19 protein-coding genes are annotated in these 20,920 nt (G+C 32.3%); 8 read left to right on the top strand and 11 right to left on the bottom strand.

The genetic code is table 11. The features are described 5' to 3' along the window. The first annotated feature begins 276 nt into the window (after nucleotides 1-276). The gene (locus ACY191_RS05230) at nucleotides 277-663 is read left to right on the top strand and encodes a hypothetical protein (RefSeq protein ID WP_042739086.1); all 387 of its coding nucleotides are present in this window, start codon (nucleotides 277-279) and stop codon (nucleotides 661-663) included. Nucleotides 664-1,068: 405 nt separating this feature from the next. Here the strand turns inward: ACY191_RS05230 and ACY191_RS05225 are convergent, their stop codons facing one another. Next, entirely contained in the window at nucleotides 1,069-2,403 is a 1,335-nt protein-coding gene (locus tag ACY191_RS05225) for an NCS2 family permease (RefSeq protein WP_107513317.1), read from the bottom strand. A gap of 111 nt (nucleotides 2,404-2,514) precedes the next feature. After that, nucleotides 2,515-4,653 carry a DNA topoisomerase III gene (locus ACY191_RS05220; RefSeq protein WP_229366633.1) on the bottom strand — a complete coding sequence of 713 codons (2,139 nt, stop codon included), beginning with the start codon at nucleotides 4,651-4,653 and terminating at the stop codon, nucleotides 2,515-2,517. Between the two features lie 125 nt (nucleotides 4,654-4,778). Here ACY191_RS05220 and ACY191_RS05215 point away from each other — a divergent pair, with 125 nt between their 5' ends. The 3 genes from ACY191_RS05215 to ACY191_RS05205 all read left to right on the top strand — a co-directional run bounded on the left by ACY191_RS05215 (nucleotide 4,779) and on the right by ACY191_RS05205 (nucleotide 7,775). Further along, the gene (locus tag ACY191_RS05215) at nucleotides 4,779-5,651 is read left to right on the top strand and encodes a GNAT family N-acetyltransferase (protein ID WP_042739089.1); all 873 of its coding nucleotides are present in this window, start codon (nucleotides 4,779-4,781) and stop codon (nucleotides 5,649-5,651) included. 366 nt (nucleotides 5,652-6,017) lie between these two features. Further along, entirely contained in the window at nucleotides 6,018-6,875 is an 858-nt protein-coding gene (locus ACY191_RS05210) for a RhaT/GlcU family sugar-proton symporter (RefSeq protein WP_042739090.1), read from the top strand. A gap of 108 nt (nucleotides 6,876-6,983) precedes the next feature. Next, nucleotides 6,984-7,775: a glucose 1-dehydrogenase gene (locus tag ACY191_RS05205; protein ID WP_042739091.1), complete on the top strand. Its 792-nt coding sequence runs from the start codon at nucleotides 6,984-6,986 to the stop codon at nucleotides 7,773-7,775. Nucleotides 7,776-8,081: 306 nt separating this feature from the next. Here the strand turns inward: ACY191_RS05205 and ACY191_RS05200 are convergent, their stop codons facing one another. Then, the gene (locus ACY191_RS05200; protein ID WP_042739092.1) at nucleotides 8,082-8,990 is read right to left on the bottom strand and encodes an AEC family transporter; all 909 of its coding nucleotides are present in this window, start codon (nucleotides 8,988-8,990) and stop codon (nucleotides 8,082-8,084) included. A 157-nt stretch (nucleotides 8,991-9,147) separates the two neighbouring features. Between ACY191_RS05200 and ACY191_RS05195 the strand changes: the two genes are divergently transcribed. Then, nucleotides 9,148-9,324: an SE1832 family protein gene (locus ACY191_RS05195; protein ID WP_182475073.1), complete on the top strand. Its 177-nt coding sequence runs from the start codon at nucleotides 9,148-9,150 to the stop codon at nucleotides 9,322-9,324. A 65-nt stretch (nucleotides 9,325-9,389) separates the two neighbouring features. Further along, the gene (mspA, locus tag ACY191_RS05190; RefSeq protein ID WP_042739093.1) at nucleotides 9,390-9,707 is read left to right on the top strand and encodes a membrane stabilizing protein MspA; all 318 of its coding nucleotides are present in this window, start codon (nucleotides 9,390-9,392) and stop codon (nucleotides 9,705-9,707) included. Nucleotides 9,708-10,044: 337 nt separating this feature from the next. On the opposite strand, the gene ACY191_RS05185 is transcribed toward mspA, so the two are convergent. From ACY191_RS05185 to ACY191_RS05175, 3 genes are all read right to left on the bottom strand, one after another. Then, the gene (locus tag ACY191_RS05185; RefSeq protein ID WP_229366632.1) at nucleotides 10,045-13,194 is read right to left on the bottom strand and encodes an efflux RND transporter permease subunit; all 3,150 of its coding nucleotides are present in this window, start codon (nucleotides 13,192-13,194) and stop codon (nucleotides 10,045-10,047) included. Between the two features lie 236 nt (nucleotides 13,195-13,430). After that, entirely contained in the window at nucleotides 13,431-14,681 is a 1,251-nt protein-coding gene (locus ACY191_RS05180; protein WP_107512193.1) for a lipid II:glycine glycyltransferase FemX, read from the bottom strand. A gap of 371 nt (nucleotides 14,682-15,052) precedes the next feature. Further along, on the bottom strand, nucleotides 15,053-15,814 hold the full coding sequence (locus ACY191_RS05175; RefSeq protein ID WP_042739097.1) for a VOC family protein: 762 nt from the start codon (nucleotides 15,812-15,814) through the stop codon (nucleotides 15,053-15,055). Between the two features lie 223 nt (nucleotides 15,815-16,037). On the opposite strand from ACY191_RS05175, the gene ACY191_RS05170 reads away from it, so the two are divergent. Both ACY191_RS05170 and ACY191_RS05165 read left to right on the top strand, forming a co-directional pair. After that, a complete protein-coding gene (locus ACY191_RS05170; protein WP_042739098.1) occupies nucleotides 16,038-16,472 on the top strand; it encodes a MarR family winged helix-turn-helix transcriptional regulator in 435 nt (144 codons plus the stop codon). A 1-nt stretch (nucleotide 16,473) separates the two neighbouring features. Beyond that, nucleotides 16,474-17,679: an MFS transporter gene (locus ACY191_RS05165; RefSeq protein ID WP_229366631.1), complete on the top strand. Its 1,206-nt coding sequence runs from the start codon at nucleotides 16,474-16,476 to the stop codon at nucleotides 17,677-17,679. Nucleotides 17,680-17,798: 119 nt separating this feature from the next. Here the strand turns inward: ACY191_RS05165 and ACY191_RS05160 are convergent, their stop codons facing one another. The 5 genes from ACY191_RS05160 to ACY191_RS05140 all read right to left on the bottom strand — a co-directional run bounded on the left by ACY191_RS05160 (nucleotide 17,799) and on the right by ACY191_RS05140 (nucleotide 20,919). After that, nucleotides 17,799-18,146 carry a SarA family transcriptional regulator gene (locus ACY191_RS05160; protein WP_042739100.1) on the bottom strand — a complete coding sequence of 116 codons (348 nt, stop codon included), beginning with the start codon at nucleotides 18,144-18,146 and terminating at the stop codon, nucleotides 17,799-17,801. Nucleotides 18,147-18,582: 436 nt separating this feature from the next. Beyond that, entirely contained in the window at nucleotides 18,583-19,605 is a 1,023-nt protein-coding gene (gene moaA / locus ACY191_RS05155; RefSeq protein ID WP_229366630.1) for a GTP 3',8-cyclase MoaA, read from the bottom strand. A gap of 14 nt (nucleotides 19,606-19,619) precedes the next feature. After that, nucleotides 19,620-20,228 (bottom strand): molybdenum cofactor guanylyltransferase MobA, encoded by a 609-nt coding sequence (gene mobA / locus ACY191_RS05150; RefSeq protein WP_042739102.1) that lies wholly within the window; start codon nucleotides 20,226-20,228, stop codon nucleotides 19,620-19,622. 7 nt (nucleotides 20,229-20,235) lie between these two features. Further along, the gene (gene moaD / locus ACY191_RS05145) at nucleotides 20,236-20,469 is read right to left on the bottom strand and encodes a molybdopterin converting factor subunit 1 (protein ID WP_042739103.1); all 234 of its coding nucleotides are present in this window, start codon (nucleotides 20,467-20,469) and stop codon (nucleotides 20,236-20,238) included. A gap of 3 nt (nucleotides 20,470-20,472) precedes the next feature. Next, complete coding sequence (locus tag ACY191_RS05140) at nucleotides 20,473-20,919, bottom strand: molybdenum cofactor biosynthesis protein MoaE (RefSeq protein ID WP_042739104.1); 447 nt, start codon at nucleotides 20,917-20,919, stop codon at nucleotides 20,473-20,475. Nucleotide 20,920: the final 1 nt, after the last annotated feature.

Below are 20,920 nucleotides of genomic sequence, written 5' to 3'. Positions count from 1 at the left end.
TGTGTCAGTAACCTTTCGCTTCATCGCGTGTTCTTAAAGTCCAACATTAGATATGTTACATGAAAAAACGTGTTTTATCAAGCTTTTTCATAAAAGTTTTTCAACTTTTCGTCTAACACATACTTTGTTATTGTACTTGAATTATGCTGACAGTTCAACCTATTTCGTAATTTTTTTCATATTACAATTGTTATTTCACTATTTCGCTTATCCTTTTTATTATATATATTGTTTATTATGTTTTATAATGTGATTGTTAGGTGGTGACGATTTATAATGAAAAGTGGTATTAGAACTTTATTATTGATATTAAGTTTAATTTTAATCATTGGGGAGTTCGTATATGGCATTCCATTTTTAGGTGGTAGCATTATATTAAGTTTCGGTTGGCAGCCATTACTTATTAACGTTCTTTTATATTTGATTATGATGATTATTTTAATAGTAGATAAACAGAATAGTATTAAACCGATGGCAATTATTCCACTGCTTGGTATTATAGGTTCATTTATAGCATTTATACCTGTCATCGGAATGATCATTCACTGGATTTTATTTTTCTTATTATTATTTTTTATATTTATTCTCTTATCTGCTCCGATATATGTGCCAAACAAAAATGCAAAAGTTGTGTATACACAATACAAGGATGATACTAAATAATAGGTGGTTGTAAATTTACAATGATAGTTTAACTGATTTCTTTGTTATTTTAAAGTAATTTATCAAATCATTGTTTACATCTATATAATGAAGAAACACGATTCAAAGTAGGTTTCTTTTTCTATTAAAAGCTGTTTTTGAATAATAATTGAATAGTAGGATTAGGTTGATTGATCACAGTATAAGGTAATTTCTATTTATAAGTTCTAGAAATTGCCTTTTTCATATTATATACGTGTTTTTCTATGCAAATTTTGTGTATGAGTATTTTCAAATAACATTAGTTATAAAAAAGCTGCCTCACTCTTTTTTAATTGAAGAATGAGACAGCTTATTACTTTATAATGTTTGAATTTGCACTTCTTATGTAGTGCTCGTCACGTTATCTAAAATGTGTAGTTATAATTAACCATGTACAAAGATAAAGTATAGGATGAATAGTACCATTAGGCCGTACATAATTGGATGTACTTCTTTATGTCGCTTAGAAATTAACATGGTAATTGGATAAAAGATAAAGCCACATGCAATACCAGTAGCAATTGAATAAGATAATGGCATCATAATAATCGTTACAAATGCTGGAACTGCCACTTCAAATTTCTTCCAATCTATTTCCGCAAAGTTCGCTGCCATTAATACACCTACTACAACGAGTGCTGGTGTTGTTACAGCACTTGTTACCACTTCCATTAACGGACTAAAGAATATCGCTAATAAGAAACAGAATCCTGTTACAATACTAGCAAATCCAGTTCTAGCACCGACTGCGACACCTGATGTTGATTCAATATATGATGTCGTTGTCGTTGTTCCAAATATCGCACCGACGATTGTTGCTAATGAATCTGAGAACAATGCTCTACCAGCTCGAGGTAATTTATTATCCTTCATTATTCCTGCTTGAGAAGCAACCGCTACTAATGTACCAGCAGTATCAAAGAAATCAATGAATAAGAACGTTAAGATAACAATTAAGAATTGAACTGTTAAGAGTTGACTCGGATCTTTAAATGCCTCAAATGCAGCTCCAAATGTTGGCTCAATACTTGGTACATGACCAACTACACTACTTGGTGTATGTATCAATCCAGTAATCATTCCTAGTATAGATGTAATCACCATACCTACAAAGATTGCACCTGGTACTCTTAGCGCATATAAGATTACTGTTACAATAATTCCTATAACAGCCAATATAACAGGTCCATCTGTAATGTGACCCAAGGTAACAAGTGTTGATTTATCCTTTACTATAATACCTGCACTTTGTAAACCTACAAATGTAATAAATAAACCAATACCTGCTGATACTGCCATTTTCATCTGATAGGGTATGGCATTAATAATTGTTTCCCGTAGCCCTGTCATCGTTAATATCGCAAAGACAATTCCTGAAAATAACACGCCTGTTAAACCAATTTGCCAAGGTATTCCCATTGTTAATACTACAGTAAATGCAAAGAATGCATTTAATCCCATACCCGGTGCTAGTGCAATCGGATAGCGAGCAATAAGTCCCATAAATAATGAACCCACAAATGCTGCAAGTGCTGTGGCAACAAAAATAGCACCTTGATCCATTTTCATGTCATCTGAAACGCCATTTACACCTGCTAAACTTAGTACTTGAGGGTTAACAGCCAAAATATATGCCATTGACAAGAAAGTTGTCAGCCCACCAAGTATCTCTTTTTTATAGTTTGTGCCATGCTGATCAAACTTGAAATACTTTTTCACGGTTAGTTCTCCTTTTTTTGAAAATACCTTAATATTTTAATACCAATTGTAGTATTTTACAATAGCAAACACGAACTTTATTAATTAAACAATCATTTATACACTATAAAACTAGAACTTTAACCCTTTCAACGCATCTTGGAATGGGTTATTTTCGATTGTTTCGTTCTGATTCATATATTTTTTCATGTCTTTTTTATTTACTTTATCTGACTTTTTATTTTTAAGGCGTTTATCCATTTGTGCCTGTGTTTCTGTATGGCCACATACGCAACGATAAACAGCATCTTTCCCCCTACCAAATAGAGTCATCTTTTTATGACAGTTAGGACAGCGAGCATTTGTTTTTCTCTGTACATTTTTCTTAGTTTTACAACTTGGATCCTGACAAACTAACATTTGTCCATTTTTAGTTTGTACTTTAATCATGAATTTTCCACAAGTTGGACATTCCGTAGTTGTTAAATTATCGTGTTTATATTTTTTATCATTCTCTTTTATTTCATTAACGACGTCATTGGTAAATTGCTTCATTTCCTCTATAAATTTGTCCGCATTATATTTACCACGTTCAATTAACGCAAGCTTTTCTTCCCATTCCGCAGTTAACAATGGTGAAGTTAGTTTTTGTGGTGCTAGTTCTAGAATTTGCTTTCCTTTTGAAGTTACTTTAATTTTACTATCTCTCACTTCTATAGCATTCATATTAAATAGTTTTTCAATTATATCTGCGCGTGTTGCTACAGTTCCTATACCACCAGTTTCCTTCAATGTATGTTGATGTTTACGATTATTTAAATCAAAGAATTTCTGAGGACTCTCCATAGCTTTAAGTAATGATCCTTCATTAAAATATGGCGGTGGCGTCGTTTCGTGTTGTTCGATATTGGCTTGATTCACTTTTAATGTAGCACCTTGTTGCAATCCATCAAGTTGTTCTGTTGATTTTTCGTTGTGTTCAGAGATAGCTTTGAACCCTAATTTCGTAGTTACTTTGTCTTTAAAGTTAAACGTATAACCATTTACAGTAAATTCCATAATTATTGCTTCGTATTCATAAGCTGGCAAAAGATTTTCCAAAAATCTTTCAGCAATTAACATATAGACTTTGCTTTCTCGTGGACTCAAAGCATTCATATCTGGACGAACTTCTGTTGGAATTATCGCATGGTGATCTGATACTTTGTTATTATTAATAAACCTTTGTTTCGGAGAAAATTTTTGTTTAAGTTGTTGTTTAGCTACATCCTTTAATGATGTGCCCATGATTGCGTTAACACGGTCTTTAAGCGTATCTACCATATCATCGGTTAAATAATTTGAATCTGTTCTTGGATAAGTTACGAGCTTATGTCGTTCATATAATGTTTGTAACGTATTTAATGTTTCCTTTGGTCCAAAATGATATCGTTTATATGCTTCTTGTTGTAAATCAGTCAAACTGAATAATTGATGTGGATATGCCTTTTTATGATTACGTTTAATCGATTGTATAGTCCCCTCTTGACCAACAACTTTCTGTTTTATCGTGTCATATACCTTTTTATCTTTATGCGACTGTGGTTTTGCTAATTGTAACGTTAATCCATTTGCTTTGACAGACATTGTATAATACGTTTCAGGTTTAAACTGATTAATTTCATTTTGTCTCATTTGAACAAGCTGAATTGTTGGTGTCTGTACACGTCCTAATGATAATTGTGCATCATACTTTGTAGTCAACGCTCGTGTTGCGTTGATACCTACAATCCAATCCGCCTCACTTCTTGCCAATGCAGCGCGATATAAATTATTAAATTTACGCCCATCTTGTAACTTATTAAATCCGTCCCTAATTGCTTTCGTTGTAACGGAACTAATCCATAACCGTTTGATAGGCTTTTTATTATGTGCTTTATCTAATATTAGACGTGCAACGAGTTCACCTTCTCTACCAGCGTCGGTCGCAATGATAATCTCATTTACTTTGTTATTATTTATTAATGCTTGCACCGTAGAAAATTGTTTTCTTGTCTTAGATATGACTACAGTTTTCATTTTATTTGGTATAATAGGTAAAACATTTAATTTCCATTCTTTATATTTAGCATCGTATTGTTCAGGTGTTGCATTTGTTACTAAATGACCAAGTGCCCATGTTACGATATATTTATTATTTTCAAAGTAACCATTGCGCTTTTCATTTATATTTAAGCTGTTAGCTATATCTCTACCTACTGAAGGTTTTTCAGCAATTATTAGTGATTTCATAATAACGTCCTTTCAAAAAATCAATATCTTATCTATTGTAACACGTATATAATACATCATAACTTCCATTTAACATAAAAAATTCTTATAATTAAGGAAATAGTTCATCTGACGGAGGTAGCTATATGAAAACGATCAAACTAAATGATTATGACCAAATTACAAGTTTTATAAATGATGCAGACTATCACTCGGCTTCTTATTTGTATAAACTTCCTCAAGCAAGAGAGGCAATCAAAGCACAGATTGAAGAAGCAATTGAAGATCCAGGTGTCTATGCTCATTTAGACGATAACAACGAGATCATCATGCTCATACTTGCTTTTAAATATGAGGAGAATAAATATAAAGTATTAGGTCCATTTATAAAGCATAATACAACGCCAGATTTACAAATGTACCACGACTTATTTATTACATTAGCCAATAGCAAACCAGACACTGCAAACTTTAACTTTTCATTTGAAGAAAACGAGCAAAACTATAGTAAGTTTATGAAACACATTCAAGCATCTTATAGCTTTACAGATTATCATTTAATCACATCACAGGATGTTGGAGAAATTGAACATGCACAAAACATCACTGAGTATAAACCAGCATATTACCGTGCATTCGCAAAGTTACATCAGCGGACATTTAAACATGATGTAATGACTGCAGATGAAATTATAGACTCATTGGATGACAATAATCGTTTGTTTATCTTTATGTCTGAAGGCTTGTTAAAAGGTTATCTCTATTTACAAGTATTCGAAGGTAATCATAATGCTGAAATTAAATATTTTTCATCACACAGTGACTATCGACTGATGGGGATTGCCTTTGATTTATTATCACATGCGCTCCACTATGCATTTACGCATTACGATATAAACAAGATTTACTTTAAAATTCGTAGCAAAAATAATACCTTAGTTGAACGATTTAATGAACTTGGTTTTAATATAAATTATGAATATAGAAAATTTAAATATGTAGCAAGTCATATTGAATAGCACTTGAAGTTATAGACTAAATTTAAATCTAGCTACGCCTACCATTGTGTAAAGTGCTATAACTAGTAATATCGAAATGAAATAAATACTTGTATTCGTCAACGTACCAACATATATTCATTCCTTAGAGCGGGATAATGAAATCTATTTAGCAAAACAAGATTTCTATCTCGCTCTTTTTTTGTGTATTATTATCCTTCTGAAATGAAACTTTTAGAAATTTAAATGTAATTTTACTTTTATTTTTAAACACATGTTTTTACTATATTAAAGTTTTCATTTAGAATGTATTCTTGGAGACAATTTTAATGGTTGTTTTTATTGGGGAAGGAAAGTAAAAATAAATATAGAAAGAGTGAGTGTAGTATGGATTTATTAATTGCCTTATTACCTGCGCTATTTTGGGGTAGTGTAGTATTAATTAATGTATTTGTCGGTGGAGGACCTTATAACCAAATTAGAGGTACAACATTCGGTGCATTAATTATTGGTATTATCTTATTACTAACTGGTAATGCAAAATTTGATGACATTACTGTAATTATTGTCGGATTGATCTCTGGTGCTTTCTGGGCACTAGGTCAAGGTTACCAATTGAAATCAGTAAGTTTAATTGGTGTTTCAAAAACAATGCCAATTTCAACAGGTTTACAATTGGTTGGTACAACGTTATTTAGTGCTATTTTCCTAGGAGAATGGAGCACAAGTACTCAAGTCATTTTAGGTCTTGTAGCAATGGTTCTACTTGTGGTAGGTATTACATTAACATCTATCAAAGGTAAAAACGAAGCTTCTGAAAGTAATAGCAATTTCGGCAAAGCAATGCCAATCTTATTAATTTCAACGGTTGGTTATGTTGTTTACGTCGTTATAGCACAAATCTTTGGTGTCGATGGAACAAGCGCATTATTCTTCCAATCAATCGGTATGGCGATTGGTGGACTTATCTTATCAATGAAACATGAAACATCAATTAAAAGTACTGTATGGAACTTAATACCGGGTGTCGTTTGGGGTATAGGTAACCTATTTATGTTCTATTCACAACCTAAAGTTGGTGTAGCAACTAGTTTCTCATTTTCACAATTACTTGTAATCGTCTCAACACTTGGAGGTATCTTCTTGTTAGGCGAACGCAAAGATAAGCGTCAAATGATTGGTATCTGGGCTGGTATTGTACTTATTATTATTGCAGCCTTTGTATTAGGAAATTTAAAAGGTTAAGTTCAATTACTAGACTAATGTTTTAATGCAGGCGTATTATGTCTCATTGGGACGAATGCACTTGTCATTTGATGAGCGCATGATATTTTACTAGGAGGAGTCAAAATTATGTTCACAGATTTAAAAGATAAAGTTGTTGTAATCACTGGTGCTGGTAGCGGGATTGGTAAATCATTCGCAGAAGCATTTGGTAAAGCAGAAGCAAAAGTAGTTATGAACTACCGCTCAGAACACCACGTAGAAGATGTTGATCAATCAATTAAGTTAATTGAAGAAGCTGGTGGCCAAGCTATTAAAGTTCAAGCGGACGTTTCTGTTGAAGCTGACGTTAATCGTTTAGTACAAACTGCAGTAGACACATTTGGTACGCTTGATATTATGATCAATAACGCTGGTTTCGAAAAACCAATTCCAACACATGAAATGCCTTTAGAAGAATGGCAAAAAGTTATCGACATTAACTTAACTGGTGCTTTCATTGGATCAAAAGCTGCTGTTAATCAATTCTTCAAAGAAGATAAAAAAGGTGTTATTTTAAACACTTCAAGTGTTCATGATACAATTCCATGGCCAAACTATGCTAACTATGCAGCTAGTAAAGGCGGATTAAAATTAATGATGGAAACAATGTCTATGGAATACGCGCAATACGGCATTAGAATTAACAACATCTCACCAGGGGCAATTGTAACAGAGCACACTAGAGAAAAATTCTCTGACCCAACTACACGTGCAGAAACACTTGAAATGATTCCTGCTAAAGAAATTGGTGAAGCTGATCAAGTAGCAAACGTTGCTTTATTCTTAGCTTCAGATTTAGCAAGTTATATTCACGGAACAACAATTTATGTTGATGGTGGTATGACTAACTACCCTGCATTTATGGGTGGTAAAGGTTAATCATCATTAACTTCTATATACTATGATGTGGTTTAACAAATCCTTTGTTATTATTCAAACATTGGCAACTGTAAACCACTAAATTAAGCGAGTGAAACCTATTAGTTTCACTCGCTTTTTTATATGCTCAAAATGAATATACTTTTTTAACATTCACATAAATAGACTAGTTAAATCTATAATATCTCCAATACAATAAAAATGAGCTAAATGATCTCATAGTTTCTAACTACAAATATCATTACAGCTCATTTGTCTCATGTACTCCTATTCGCATTACACCATCATTTTCATCTAGAATTTCCGTTACACAAAGATAGCTTGATAGATATACAGTATTACAATACTTATAACTATTGTTAAATTAGTAACCATTCCAACTAATGGTAAAGTCTTATACTTAAACTGTATAGAATATGGAATAATTGCAACACCTACAGGTAATAACCAAGCCACTTGTAGTGTTGTCTTCACCATATTATCACTCACTGGTAGGAAGAAATGTACTAACAATCCTGCAATAATACCTAGACCGTAATGGATACCAATATATTTCAAAGCAATTGGCAAAAATCGTCTATCTATACTAAAATTCAACATCAAACCAAGTAATATCATGGACAATGGCATATTCGCGCCTGATAATACTGTGAAAAAGTCAATTACAGGTTTAGGAAAATGAATATTCGCCATGTTCAAGATAAACATAATAATATAGGTCATCAATGGTACAGAGCGTAGTAAATTCTTACCTAAATATTTAAAATCAAAGCTATCTCCACCACTACTAAAGTAACTACCAACAAAGTACGTTACGCCAAACATAATAATTGCCCCACCGATGTCGGCCATACCAAAATAAATCATTCCAGATTCAGGCCAAATCGCTTCGACTAGTGGATAAGCAAATAGCCCAATATTTAAAGAGGCCATCATCATACCAGTTGCGCCTCTTACATGGTTATCGTATTTTAAAAAGAACCATACTACAATAATCTTTGCAATGATGCCATAAGCAATCATCATAATAGGTAAAATTGATAATGACACATCTAAATCTGCTTTATTTAAGTTTACAATAACCAAAGAAGGAAGCGTGACATTAAGGACGAGTGTAGAGAATACTTGGCTATCATTCGCCTTAAAGTAATTAATTCTCTTAAGGGTGTAACCTAAAGCAATCAGTAAAATGATTATGATAAATTGTTGCGTCACAATAATCCTTCTTTCATTTTATTTTTTCAAATATAATTTACAATCTATTTTCATACTTTAACATACATTTTGGTGATTTTAGAAGCTTTCAGTTTCATGTTATACTTTATGTGATTTTCATTTTTTTAAATTAGTAGCTTAAAGGAGTTTATTATATATGGATTTAAATCAAAAACTTATTGAACTTAAACATGACTATGTTCGTTTACAAGGTGATTTAGAAAAACGCGAATCAGTAAATCAACAAACCGATCCGTTATTAAAGCAATTAGATGAACTAGAGCAAGAAATAGCTGCTGTCCGTTCAGAAATTAGTCAAAAAGAAGATAAATAATATCCTAGTAAATATATTTTTAACATGCTAAGATTAATAGCGAATTATAGAAAGGATGTTATTTAATGCAACTTTATCTAATATTTTTACCAATACTCTATTTAATAGTTAGTTACATAAGTATATTTAAAATGGATACAATTATTACACGCATTTTACGTATAATTATGGCACTATTATTATTATTTGTAGTTGCAATCACAACATTATCCTTCCCTGCAGTCAACTGGTGGGTATTTATATTATTATTACTAATCGTTGGTAATGTTGAAATTACTGCATTTAAACATTTAAAGCAAGATAAAAAAGCAATTCAAATATTAAATATGATTAGCCTTGGTTTAATCATAATTTATGTCATCTTAACACTTGTACTTTACTAAAGTGATTTGAGTACTTCAGCAGTGTTTAGAACATCATACTTATAACAATGCCCCAAAATGGAACTATAAATTTCATTTGGGGCATTTGTTTAGCCTTTTCTAGCTAGCGATATTAGTTTACACATACATTTCAATTACTAACATAGCATTCCCTTTTAACCATTAATCACTAACCTTCAATAATTTAACGTCCATATCATTGTTATTCAAAAATGCTGTACATCTATGCAGTAAAAAAGACAATTCCTATCACAGTAAGATAGAAATTGCCTTTTATTCAAATAAGCTAGAAGGCACTTCGTTTTATAAATGAGTGCATAAGCTAGAATTATTTTCTTTATGATTTTCGATGTTTAAATAGTTTATTTTTAATTGTAAATAAAAGTTCATAAATAACAGGTACGACGATTAACGTTAATACAGTCGAAGAAATTAATCCGCCAACTACAGTCGCCGCCATTGCTTTCGAAATAAGTATTGAACTATTTTCACCAAACAGCATTGGTATTAAAGCTGCAATTGTAGCTAATGCTGTCATTAATATTGGTCTAATACGTGTTGCCCCCGCTTCAATTAAAGCTGCTTTCATATCTAAGCCTTCATGTTGCTTATTAATCACTCTGTCAATTAGTACAATGGCATTGGTTACAACAATACCTATCAACATCAACATACCAATCATACTTGGAACAGAAATTGTTTCTCCTGTTATAACAAGTGCTATAACAACACCTATAATTGTATATGGTAGTGAGAACAAAATTGCAAATGGTGCTAAACCACCTTTAAATGTTAACACTAGAACCAAATACACAATGATAATTGCTGCTAACATAGCAACAGAAAGTTGAATAATTGCATTTGAAATATCTTCGTTCGCACCACCAACACTCGCTTTTACATTATTTGGTTTGTCTAATTTATCAACCTTAGACAATACTTTTTGAGACACTGTTCCAACATCACTTTGTGTAACTTTAGCTGAAACTTTTGTCGCATAATCTCCTGCTTTGGTCTCAATTTTATTAGGTGTAGATGATTTCTCTAAACTTGCGATATCACTTAATTGAATTGTCTTTCCAGTTGGAGTTTGAAGCTCTGTCTTTTCTAATTTTTCTTTTGTCCAATGTGTTTCTTTATCTTTCTTCACTTTTACATCAACTGATTTACCATTTTCTTTTACTTTTGTTATTGCTTGCTCTGGTGCATTCTGACTTAAAGTCATAGCTAATTGTGATGCAGATAATCCGTTCTCACTTGCTTTATTCTGATCTACTTTGACATTGTATTGCTCATAAGTCTCTGTCAAATCAGATTTTACATTTGCTAGGCCTTTTGTATGTTCCATTTCACGTTCTATTGATTTCACAGTACCTTTAATTGCATCCAATGACGGACCTGTCACAGTAATTTCCAATTTGTTATTCGTTCCACCTGTACCCATGTCTTGATTAGACCATTCACCAGGATGATGGTAACGTTTGATATGGTTTAACACTTTATCAGGTTCTTCATCAAAATGAGGTGTGTCAGAATCATACTCAACCATTAGTGCCAGGCTATTTGAACTGCCCGTTGGATCAGTTGGTGTTTCTCCACCTACTGAATATTGTACAGTTTTAACTTTATCCTTATCATTCAAATAATTTTGCACTTTCTCTGCATGTTTTAAAACACTTTGCTTTGTTTCACCTGGTTTTGGAGTGTATGTCAATGCCATATATTTATCTTCACCAGTAGAAATAAAGCTCGTACCTAATTTGGCAGCACCTAATCCTATACTAAAAATTAATAACACTGTACTTACAATAATGACAATCCATTTATGATTGAGCGACCATTTGAGTATACGTTGATATTGCTTACTTACAATACCTAAATTTTCAGTACGTGGATGTTTAATACCCTTTTTAAATAAACTAGCACTTAATGCAGGTACTATCGTAATTGAGACCAGTAGCGATGCAAGTAAACTAAAGGCAATCGCTAAGGCAAACGGTCTAAACATCTGACCTACTGACCCTGATACAAATGCTAATGGTAAGAAGACAACGATTGTCACAATAGTGGATGACATAATTGGTTTAAATACTTCTCTCGTTGCATCTATAATTAAACTATCCCCTACTAATGCCTCACCTTTATCTGATAATCTACGATAGATATTTTCAACCACGACGATAGAATCATCAATAACACGTCCTATCGCTACAGTTAAGGCACCTAATGTAAGTATATTTAATGATACATTGCATAATTTCAATGCTACCATAGCAATTAGAATCGACATCGGTATAGATACTACTGATATAGCCGTTGTTCTAATATTTCTCAAGAAGAGTAAGATAATGATGATAGCAAAAATTGTACCTAAGATTGCCTTTTCAATCATTGTATTAATCGCGTCTTCAATCGGTTTAGCCGTATCCATAACTTTTGTATCTTTTAATTCAGGATTGGCTTTAACGAATTTGTCGATCTCTTTCTTAGTATCTTTAGCTACTTGAACTGTGTTTGCATCCTGTGCTTTAATCACTTGGACATTAACTGCATTTTTACCATTCGTTTTAGAAATTGATTTTCTTTCATCACCAATAGAAACACTAGCAATATCTGCTAATTTAACTGATGGTATTTTAGTTGATTGACTCGTGTTAGTAGCAGAAGTCCCTGTCATAGCATCCTGTCCACTAGCTGACGTATTACTTTGGTCATCGCCATTCCCAGATGTTGCACTTGCTGCAGATAATGGTATTTCTAAATTTTTTAGTCCATCGACAGAATTAAATTGTCCATCAATGACAATCGATTTCTCTTTATCATCAAATTGAAATAATCCCAGTGGTGTTTCACTTGTAGCACTCTTTATGTATTGTTGTGCACTATCCGCTGTCAAACCACTTTTTTCTAATGCGCTTTGTTTAAATTTAATTGTTACTTCACGTGTTGTTTGCCCATTTAATTGTGCGTTCTGTACACCATCAATGGTTTGCAATTTAGGTAATAATTGCTGTTCTAATTTTTTCGTCGTACTTTTTAAATCATTGTCTTTAGAAGTAAAAGAATACGCAACGATTGGAAAAGCATTCATCGTTTGTCTTTTTAGTTCTGGTTCCTCAACATTTTCCCCAAATTTGATCTTATCTAGTTCTTTTTTTAATTTATTTTCAGCACTGTCTAAGTCAGTACCTTCTCTGTATTCAACAGAAACAATCGATGCATTCTGTATGGATTGCGCACTAACATTTTTCACATCGGCCATCGATCGAATTTGTTCGTCAATCTTATCACTAATTTCAGTTTTAGTTGTCTCTGGTGTTGCACCCGGCATAGTTGTTTGAACTGTAATCATTGGTGTTTCAACATCCGGCAATAATTCAAGTTTCATTTTAAAGCTTGAATAAAGCCCGCCTAGAATAACGAGTAACACCATTAAAAAGATTGCAAATTTATTCCCTAGCGAGAACTTTAGCATCTTCTTTATCATTCCCATAGCTCCTCTCATTTTTTCACTAACAACATCAATTTACCACAATATCACAGGATGCAATATAGCTTTACTAAATTATTTTAAAAAGATTATCAATCTTTCTTAACTGCTACTATTTATTTTTCAACATAACAAAATCCCTAACATATTTGATAACGCTACATTGTAAGAACAATTGCTTAAACTAATGTATTGTTTCAAATCGCTAGGGATTATTTTTATCATTTGCTATATTATTTTCGCTTTAATTTTCTTGAAATATTAATTTTTGCTTTGGTTAATTTAGGTTTAACATTTTCAATGACTTGGTAAAGTGGCTTGTTTAACACATAGTCAAATTCGCCGACTTTTTCACTTAAGTATGTTCCCCATACTTTTTTAAAGGTCCACAAACCATAATGTGATGAATCTTTATCTGGATTATTATCAGTTCCACCAAAGTCATAAGAAGTTGCACCATTTTCTCTTGCATATTGCATCATAGCAAATTGCATATGGTGATTAGGTAAAAAGTCTCTATAATCATTCGAAGATGCACCATATAAATAATAAGATTTTTTACCTGCAAACATAAGTAAGGCACCAGATAAATAAATGCCGTCTGGATGACTAGCTTCCAAGCCTTCCATTTCTGTAATAAGTTCCGTTGTTTTTGCTATCTTATTATCAGCATCATTGATTTTATTTAATGTTTTTTTATCTTGCTTTTTCTCACTTAATTTCACTTTTTCTGCTTCAATACCTGCTAATTCTTCACGTAATTCCTTTAATACAGGTTTAGGTTCCAATTTCACTAAGAATAACTCAGCATCGCCATCTGGATGTAACGCATCATAAATATTTTCAAAATAACTTATATCTCGCGTTAAGAAGCCATCTCTTTCACCTGTAATCTTCATTAAATTACTAAATGTCTTCAAACCTTCGCGATTTGAACGTTCAACAGTGGTACCTCGTTTTAAAGCCAATCTTACTTTAGAACGGTTTCGTCTTTCAAAGCTTTGAATTAATTCTTCATCAGTCTTGTCAATTGGCGTAATCATCGTCATGCGAGGTTGAATATAATCTTTAGATAAACCTTCTTTAAAGCCTTTATGCTTAAAGCCTAATGCCCTTAGATTTGTTAAAGCTTCAGTTCCATGTTCAACTTCAACATCTGGATCAATTTTAATTGCATAGGCTTTTTCTTCTTTAGCAATTTGCATAGTGGCTTCTAATAATGTTTCTAATGCTAATTTATTACTATAATCAGTTACAAAGCCTCTCGAGATATAACATAACGTAAATGGTAGTTTGGGCACTTTTTTAAATAATAGTTGAGCAACTCCAACGATTTCTCCAGCTTCCCCAACTGCGACTCGTCTTGAATACCAACCCGTTAGTTTTTTTGTTTCTGCCCATTTTGTCAATTGTAATAAATCACCTTGCGGGTGAGCCTTTACAAATGCATCATGTTCTTGATTTGTGATATTCATCTTTTCCATAAAAACTGATGTCTCCTTTATCATTACAGTACATTAAGTATTATACATTGCTTCAAACATTCTTTCACATATTTACCATTCATTTGCTATACTATATTAAAAATTAAAAAAGAGGTAAAGGTAATGCGTATTATTATTTTAAGTTTACTATTAATTATCAATATTATTTTTATATTTCATGATATAACTCAAGCATTAACAGTTTCATTTTTAAGTATTAGAATTATTTTAGCATTTCTTAGTTTCGTATTATCCATTTTTCTATTATTATTGCGCGTCAATCGATATATCACGATATTGACAATCGTTACACTTCTCGTTTCAATCATTCATATAGCATTGATTGCGCACAGTGTATACCTTTATATCTACTAATCAGCTTCAAATTGATAATTGGCACCTCTAATAATCAACGTATATGACGAAGTTGTTTTATTATCTGTTAATTGAATCGTTTTATAACCTGAGTAATGTCCATCATTAATACGATAGATGATTGGGTCATTTTCCAACTTTAGATCTGAATAAGTTGCTGTTTCATCTACGATTTTCATGTTAAACCATTTACACCACTTTTCAACAGTGTGAGCACGCTCTGTACTATTAATAACGATTCCTTTAACAGTAAATTCTTTTTGTTTAAATGGTTCAATTTTTTTATTTCTAACTTCTTCAATCTCATCCCATTGAATAAAAAATGGCGGTTTAACTCTATAATCAGGATCCGCAATATATAATAATCTCCATGTTGTTTTATGACCCTTTTTATTTTCACGTTGCATATTTACCGGGCCAATGACCTCGACACCCTTTTCTTCCAAGTCACTTTTAACTTGATCGATATCTGATGTTTGAAATGCAATTGTCTTTAAACCTTGCTTATAGTCATCTTGTACTATCTTTGAAGGAAATGAAACACGTCCTTCTTCAGTTTTAATTATTTTTTGCAAAACTTCAGGTTTATTTACATCTAATAATTCAATATAAGTATTATTCAAATAAGCTAATCTGTTAAATGTACCTAATCGTTCGTGCTGTCCACCTTGATTTAATTTTAAAATGTGACCAGGATATTTAAAATCATTGAGCTGTTGAATATAGTGAATGATATGATCCAACTTTAATTCTTTCATAGACAATCCCCTAACCTTTAATATCTTATTAATTTTAACAAATAATAAGCTTTATTACCCGTCAAAACAATATTCAGTCGTCTTTTATTGTTATAAATTTCAATTGTTTATTCATTACTCTACTTGAATTATAGATAATCTAGTATTGCTTTATTTAAAGAATAGGTTTACAATATTAATTGTTATAAACAAGTTAGCTTAGCTAACTATTAGGGAGGATCATATGGATACAACTTTGCTTTTCAATCAATTAACTGGTGTTTATCGACCTTATATCAAACTATTTCAACCAGTATTTGATGACTTCGAACTCTTTCCTGCTCAATGGCTCGTGTTAAAAGATATATCTCAAAATGCACCTACAACGTTAGTTCAAATTTCGAAACGACGCGCTATAGAAAAGCCAACTACGCGAAAAATCCTAAAGGCTCTTTCAGAAAAATCTCTACTCATCATCGAACAAGGAAAAGATAAAAGAGAAAAAAAGCTATCCTTATCTGACGATGGAAGATTATTATTCTCGCAAATGAGCGAACGCATAGAAGGCATTCAGGATGAAATTATTAAAGAAGCAGGTATTTCAGCAGACCAACTCGCTGAAACATATCACACCATCCGCTTAATTCACGAACAAATTAATAAAATGGAGGAATCATAACATGTCTGATCGTTCAAATTTAAAGACACCAATTTGGACAAAAAGCTTTAACATTAACTTTATCACTAACTTTTTAGTCTACTTATGTATGTACTTGTTAATCGTTATCGTTGCCAGTTATACGAAAGAAGTTTATCATGCCTCTGACAGTGTTGCTGGTTTAGTGTCTGGATTATTTATCATTGGGTCACTTATCGGTCGATTTGCTACTGGTAAATATGTAAATAAAATTGGTCCTAAGCGTATATTATTAATAGGACTAGCTTTTCTCTTAATCACACAGCTTTGTTATTTTATTGAAGGTTCATTGTCTTTCTTAATGTTCACAAGATTAATTAATGGTATTGCCACAGGTATTACAACTACTGCAACTGGTACAATTGCAGCGTATGTAACACCTTCCGAAAGAAAAAGTGAAGGTATTAGCTTGTTCTCATTAAGCCTAGTCATAGGTGCTGCAATCGGACCATTCTTTGGCTTATTATTAATCAATAGTTTTCCAATCAAACTATTATTCTTTATTTGTTTAATTTGTGGTATTGTCAGCTTTATTATTTCTTTCTTCGTTAATGTGAAGTTTGAAATCACTAATGAATCTTTAACACCTACGACTAAGCGCAAAGGATTTAATCTTAGCAACTATATTGCAAAAGAAGCAGTACCCGTTGCCATTATTATGTTAATAGCTGGCCTAACATATTCATCTATTCTGACATTTTTACAATTTTTCGCTAAAGAAATTGATTTAGTCTCACTTGCAAGCTACTTCTTTATTTTCTATGCCATAGCATCATTAATAACTAGACCCATTGCCGGTCGATTAATGGATCAAAAAACAGAAAATGTAGTAGCGTATCCTTCGTTCATTTTGTTATTTTTAACATTTTTAGTACTAAGTTTAACGCATAGTGGCTGGATGTTAGTATTAGCTGGTCTGTTATTAGGTGCAGGATATGGTAATATTTCATCATGTATGCAAGCAATTGCCATTAAGGTATCACCACCGACTAAATATGGTATTGCCACTTCTACTTACTTTATTGGATTAGATTTGGGATTAGGATTTGGTCCATATGTACTTGGATTTGCTACATCAACTATGACATACGCTCAACTATACGGTGTCATGGCTGTTGTCGTTATCATTACCTTAATCATTTATTATTTAGTACATGGTCGCAAAGTAAAAGCCATGGAATCATATTAATTCAATAACAAAAAACGAGGGTTATCGATAATTTTCAAACCGATAACCCTCGTTTTTTACTTTAGTGAATATCCCGCATATAAACTAAAGTCTAATGTATTAATTTTCAACTTATTATATTAAGGAACGTTGATATGCTCAATTTCTTTAATAATGTCATGTAACGCTTCATGTTGTGTCTCATTATAGTAATAGAACACCTGACGCTCATCAGTCTCAGATCGTACTTTTGACAATAATTCCTTTTTATAAATTTTTCTAATTATCACATCAATTTTACTTGTGTCCCATAACATTTCAAAATGTAATGTGTCACGTAATTCCTTACCACTGATTTTTGTGGCTTCGTATACTTTATATAAAACCACAAATTCTTCAATAGATAAACCGTGCACTGACTTTAACCAATGCTTTAATTGACTTAACGCCCTTTCGGAAGTTATAAAATAAGATACTTTACTTTCCATAATGCGTGCCTCCTCATTGTCTTCTCTAGTTGTATTAATGGCTATTTTTAATGAATAAGCTTTTTAAATATTATATAACACTTTCTTCAATAAATCTATTATTTTAATTCAAATAAATAATTAAATTCTACTATTGGATTCTATTTATATACCCTATTATTCATATCACAATATTTTTGTATTACCTAAAATCTATAAATGTTATTTTAAATTATTACAAAATATGTAAACTTAACATGTAAATACATTGAATCTACCATAAAGTATTTACTTTCAAGTATGTAGAGCGACATCTTTCACACCTTTAAAAGTACTAAGTAAAAAATAAAACAGGAACACCTCGTATTAATTGGAGATGTTCCTTTTAATTTATAACTATTAAAGTTAAATTAGACACTTATGTGATTGTTTTAAATAAATAATATTAAGTGTATACTTATCCACCTATATAGTTCATATTTATTTTATTTCTTTTACGATTCGCTACAGTTTGTTCAGTACGTTCGTCAGAATACCGATTATCTCTTATTTTCCATAATGCTTTAAATTGATCTAATAGTGTTTCATCTGAGGCGCCTGAGCGCATAAGCGATTTGACATCAAACCCATCGACTTCACTAAATAAACATCCATAAAATTTCCCATCGGATGATAAACGTGCACGTGTACACGTACTACAAAATGATTGTGACACGCTTGTAATCAAACCAAATTGTACACCGTTATCTTTATGTCTATAGTACTTTGCTACTTCACCATAGTATTTAGGCTTTACCGCCTCTATATCAAACTCATTTTCAATCATAGATAACATTTCATCTTTAGTGACTACTTTACTAAAATCCCAACCATTATCATTACCAACATCCATAAATTCAATAAATCTTATTTCAATATTACGGTGTTTAAAATATTCAAGCATTGGCAATATTTGATCATCATTCACACCTTTTTGTATCACTACATTTACTTTGATGTGAAAACCAATCGACAGCGCATAGTCAATTTGTTCTAAAATGGTAGTCGCCTTAATGTTTCTATTATTTATACTTTGGAACACCTGATCATCTATTGCATCAAGACTAATATTCAGACGTCTTAACCCTGCATTATACAAGTTCAAACCATGTTTCTTAAGCAACAATCCATTTGTTGTCAAACCAATATCTTCAATGCCCTCAAGTTCGTTAAGTTTAGCTATCAGTTTATATAAATCACGTCTCAGTAACGGTTCTCCACCTGTGATGCGTATTTTTTTGACACCTAACTGCGTATAAAGTGCAGCAATACGTACCATCTCATCAAACGTTAATAATTCATCTTTAGGTAAAAAGACAAAATCATCACCGAAAATTTCCTTAGGCATGCAATAATCACATCTAAAATTGCAACGGTCAGTAACTGACAACCTTAAATCTCTAATAGGACGACCGAGTTTATCAGTTATTTGTTCAACCATATTCACAGGCCTCCTTATCTATTCAATATACGAAACTTTAAAGAGTCCAAATCTTGCTGATAGTTTATATTTTTGTACCAATATTCAGTCGAATCAATTTGATTAACATCTAACCAATCCGTTACGACTTGATGATAAACATGCTTCAGACTGTAATCGTCAGAAGTTAAGGCCGCTTCTATCTGTTCCATAGTCCTTGGATGATAAAATGCAATCGTTGGTATAGGTTGTTCACCTTCTTTAAAACCAGCGACATCAAGTTGGTCATCAATTAAATGTTCCACCATAAATTGATAGAGCTTACTTACTGCCTTTTGAGTAATCATAGGCGTATCGACCGAAATCACGAAGAATAATTCTTCTTCTTGATAAGTTTTCATAGCTGCATGAATACCTGCCAAAGGCCCTTTATTTTTATGTTGTGCTTCATCTACTAGAATATGTGGATAGTCAAATTTATCCTGTAACTGATCATTTGTACTAATAATAATTTGATTAAACATATTCGTAGCCTCTAATACATCGATGATTCTACGATAAAATGGTTGTGAATCAATCTCCGCAAAAGCTTTAGGTTCACCGAATCTCTCTGATTGTCCTCCGGCAAGTATAATTGCTTTCATTTCTCTCTTAACCTCCGCTAACTGGTGGAATTAATGCGACTGTATCATTTGATTGTACAATGTCGTCATCCTTTACAAACTCTTCATTTACTGCAATCTGAAACTTCACCTTTGCAATTTCTGGATAACGTTCTATGATATGTTGTACAAATGATTTCACAGTAATATCATAACTTAAATCAATTTCTTCATCGTGCTTATCCAATAATTCCCTAAGTTCTGCAAAATAAAGTACCCTCATCGTTTAACACCTTCCTACAGAATCTTCATGCTTACCACGTTGGTCACCTTGCCATTGTGCACCATCTTCCCAGATTTCTTTCTTCCATATTGGCACGATGGCTTTGATGCGTTCAATTGCATATTCATTTGCTGCATATGCATCTTTTCTATGTGGTGATGACACACTAATTAATACTGCTATGTCCGAAATATTTAATGGACCAATTCTATGCACAATCGCAGTAATTGTACCTGGCCATTGCGCTTCAATTTCATCACCAATTTGCTTTAATTTTTTCTCTGCCATTGGTATATACGCTTCATATTCAAGATATTCAGTTCTAATACCTTTTGTCCACTCACGAACATGCCCCGTAAATACTACAACAGCACCTTGCTTTTCATTTAACACAAATTCCCGATATTGTTCTGTCTTGATAGGTTGAGTTACAATTTCGAATTGTTTCATT

It is taken from the genome of Staphylococcus sp. TCBT05, from assembly GCF_055179755.1.
The sequence above is the reverse complement of the archived record's forward strand: the minus strand, read 5'-3'. Positions and strand labels throughout refer to the sequence as shown.

Coding starts and splice junctions, on each gene's coding strand:
- ACY191_RS05215 (WP_042739089.1), top strand. CDS start 4,779: ATGAAAACGATCAAACTAAATGATTATGACCAAATTACAAGTTTTATA.
- ACY191_RS05220 (WP_229366633.1), bottom strand. CDS start 4,653: ATGAAATCACTAATAATTGCTGAAAAACCTTCAGTAGGTAGAGATATA.
- ACY191_RS05205 (WP_042739091.1), top strand. CDS start 6,984: ATGTTCACAGATTTAAAAGATAAAGTTGTTGTAATCACTGGTGCTGGT.
- ACY191_RS05160 (WP_042739100.1), bottom strand. CDS start 18,146: ATGGAAAGTAAAGTATCTTATTTTATAACTTCCGAAAGGGCGTTAAGT.
- moaA (WP_229366630.1), bottom strand. CDS start 19,605: ATGGTTGAACAAATAACTGATAAACTCGGTCGTCCTATTAGAGATTTA.
- ACY191_RS05180 (WP_107512193.1), bottom strand. CDS start 14,681: ATGGAAAAGATGAATATCACAAATCAAGAACATGATGCATTTGTAAAG.
- ACY191_RS05175 (WP_042739097.1), bottom strand. CDS start 15,814: ATGAAAGAATTAAAGTTGGATCATATCATTCACTATATTCAACAGCTC.
- mobA (WP_042739102.1), bottom strand. CDS start 20,228: ATGAAAGCAATTATACTTGCCGGAGGACAATCAGAGAGATTCGGTGAA.
- ACY191_RS05210 (WP_042739090.1), top strand. CDS start 6,018: ATGGATTTATTAATTGCCTTATTACCTGCGCTATTTTGGGGTAGTGTA.
- ACY191_RS05185 (WP_229366632.1), bottom strand. CDS start 13,194: ATGATAAAGAAGATGCTAAAGTTCTCGCTAGGGAATAAATTTGCAATC.
- ACY191_RS05195 (WP_182475073.1), top strand. CDS start 9,148: ATGGATTTAAATCAAAAACTTATTGAACTTAAACATGACTATGTTCGT.
- moaD (WP_042739103.1), bottom strand. CDS start 20,469: ATGAGGGTACTTTATTTTGCAGAACTTAGGGAATTATTGGATAAGCAC.
- ACY191_RS05170 (WP_042739098.1), top strand. CDS start 16,038: ATGGATACAACTTTGCTTTTCAATCAATTAACTGGTGTTTATCGACCT.
- ACY191_RS05165 (WP_229366631.1), top strand. CDS start 16,474: ATGTCTGATCGTTCAAATTTAAAGACACCAATTTGGACAAAAAGCTTT.
- mspA (WP_042739093.1), top strand. CDS start 9,390: ATGCAACTTTATCTAATATTTTTACCAATACTCTATTTAATAGTTAGT.
- ACY191_RS05230 (WP_042739086.1), top strand. CDS start 277: ATGAAAAGTGGTATTAGAACTTTATTATTGATATTAAGTTTAATTTTA.
- ACY191_RS05140 (WP_042739104.1), bottom strand. CDS start 20,919: ATGAAACAATTCGAAATTGTAACTCAACCTATCAAGACAGAACAATAT.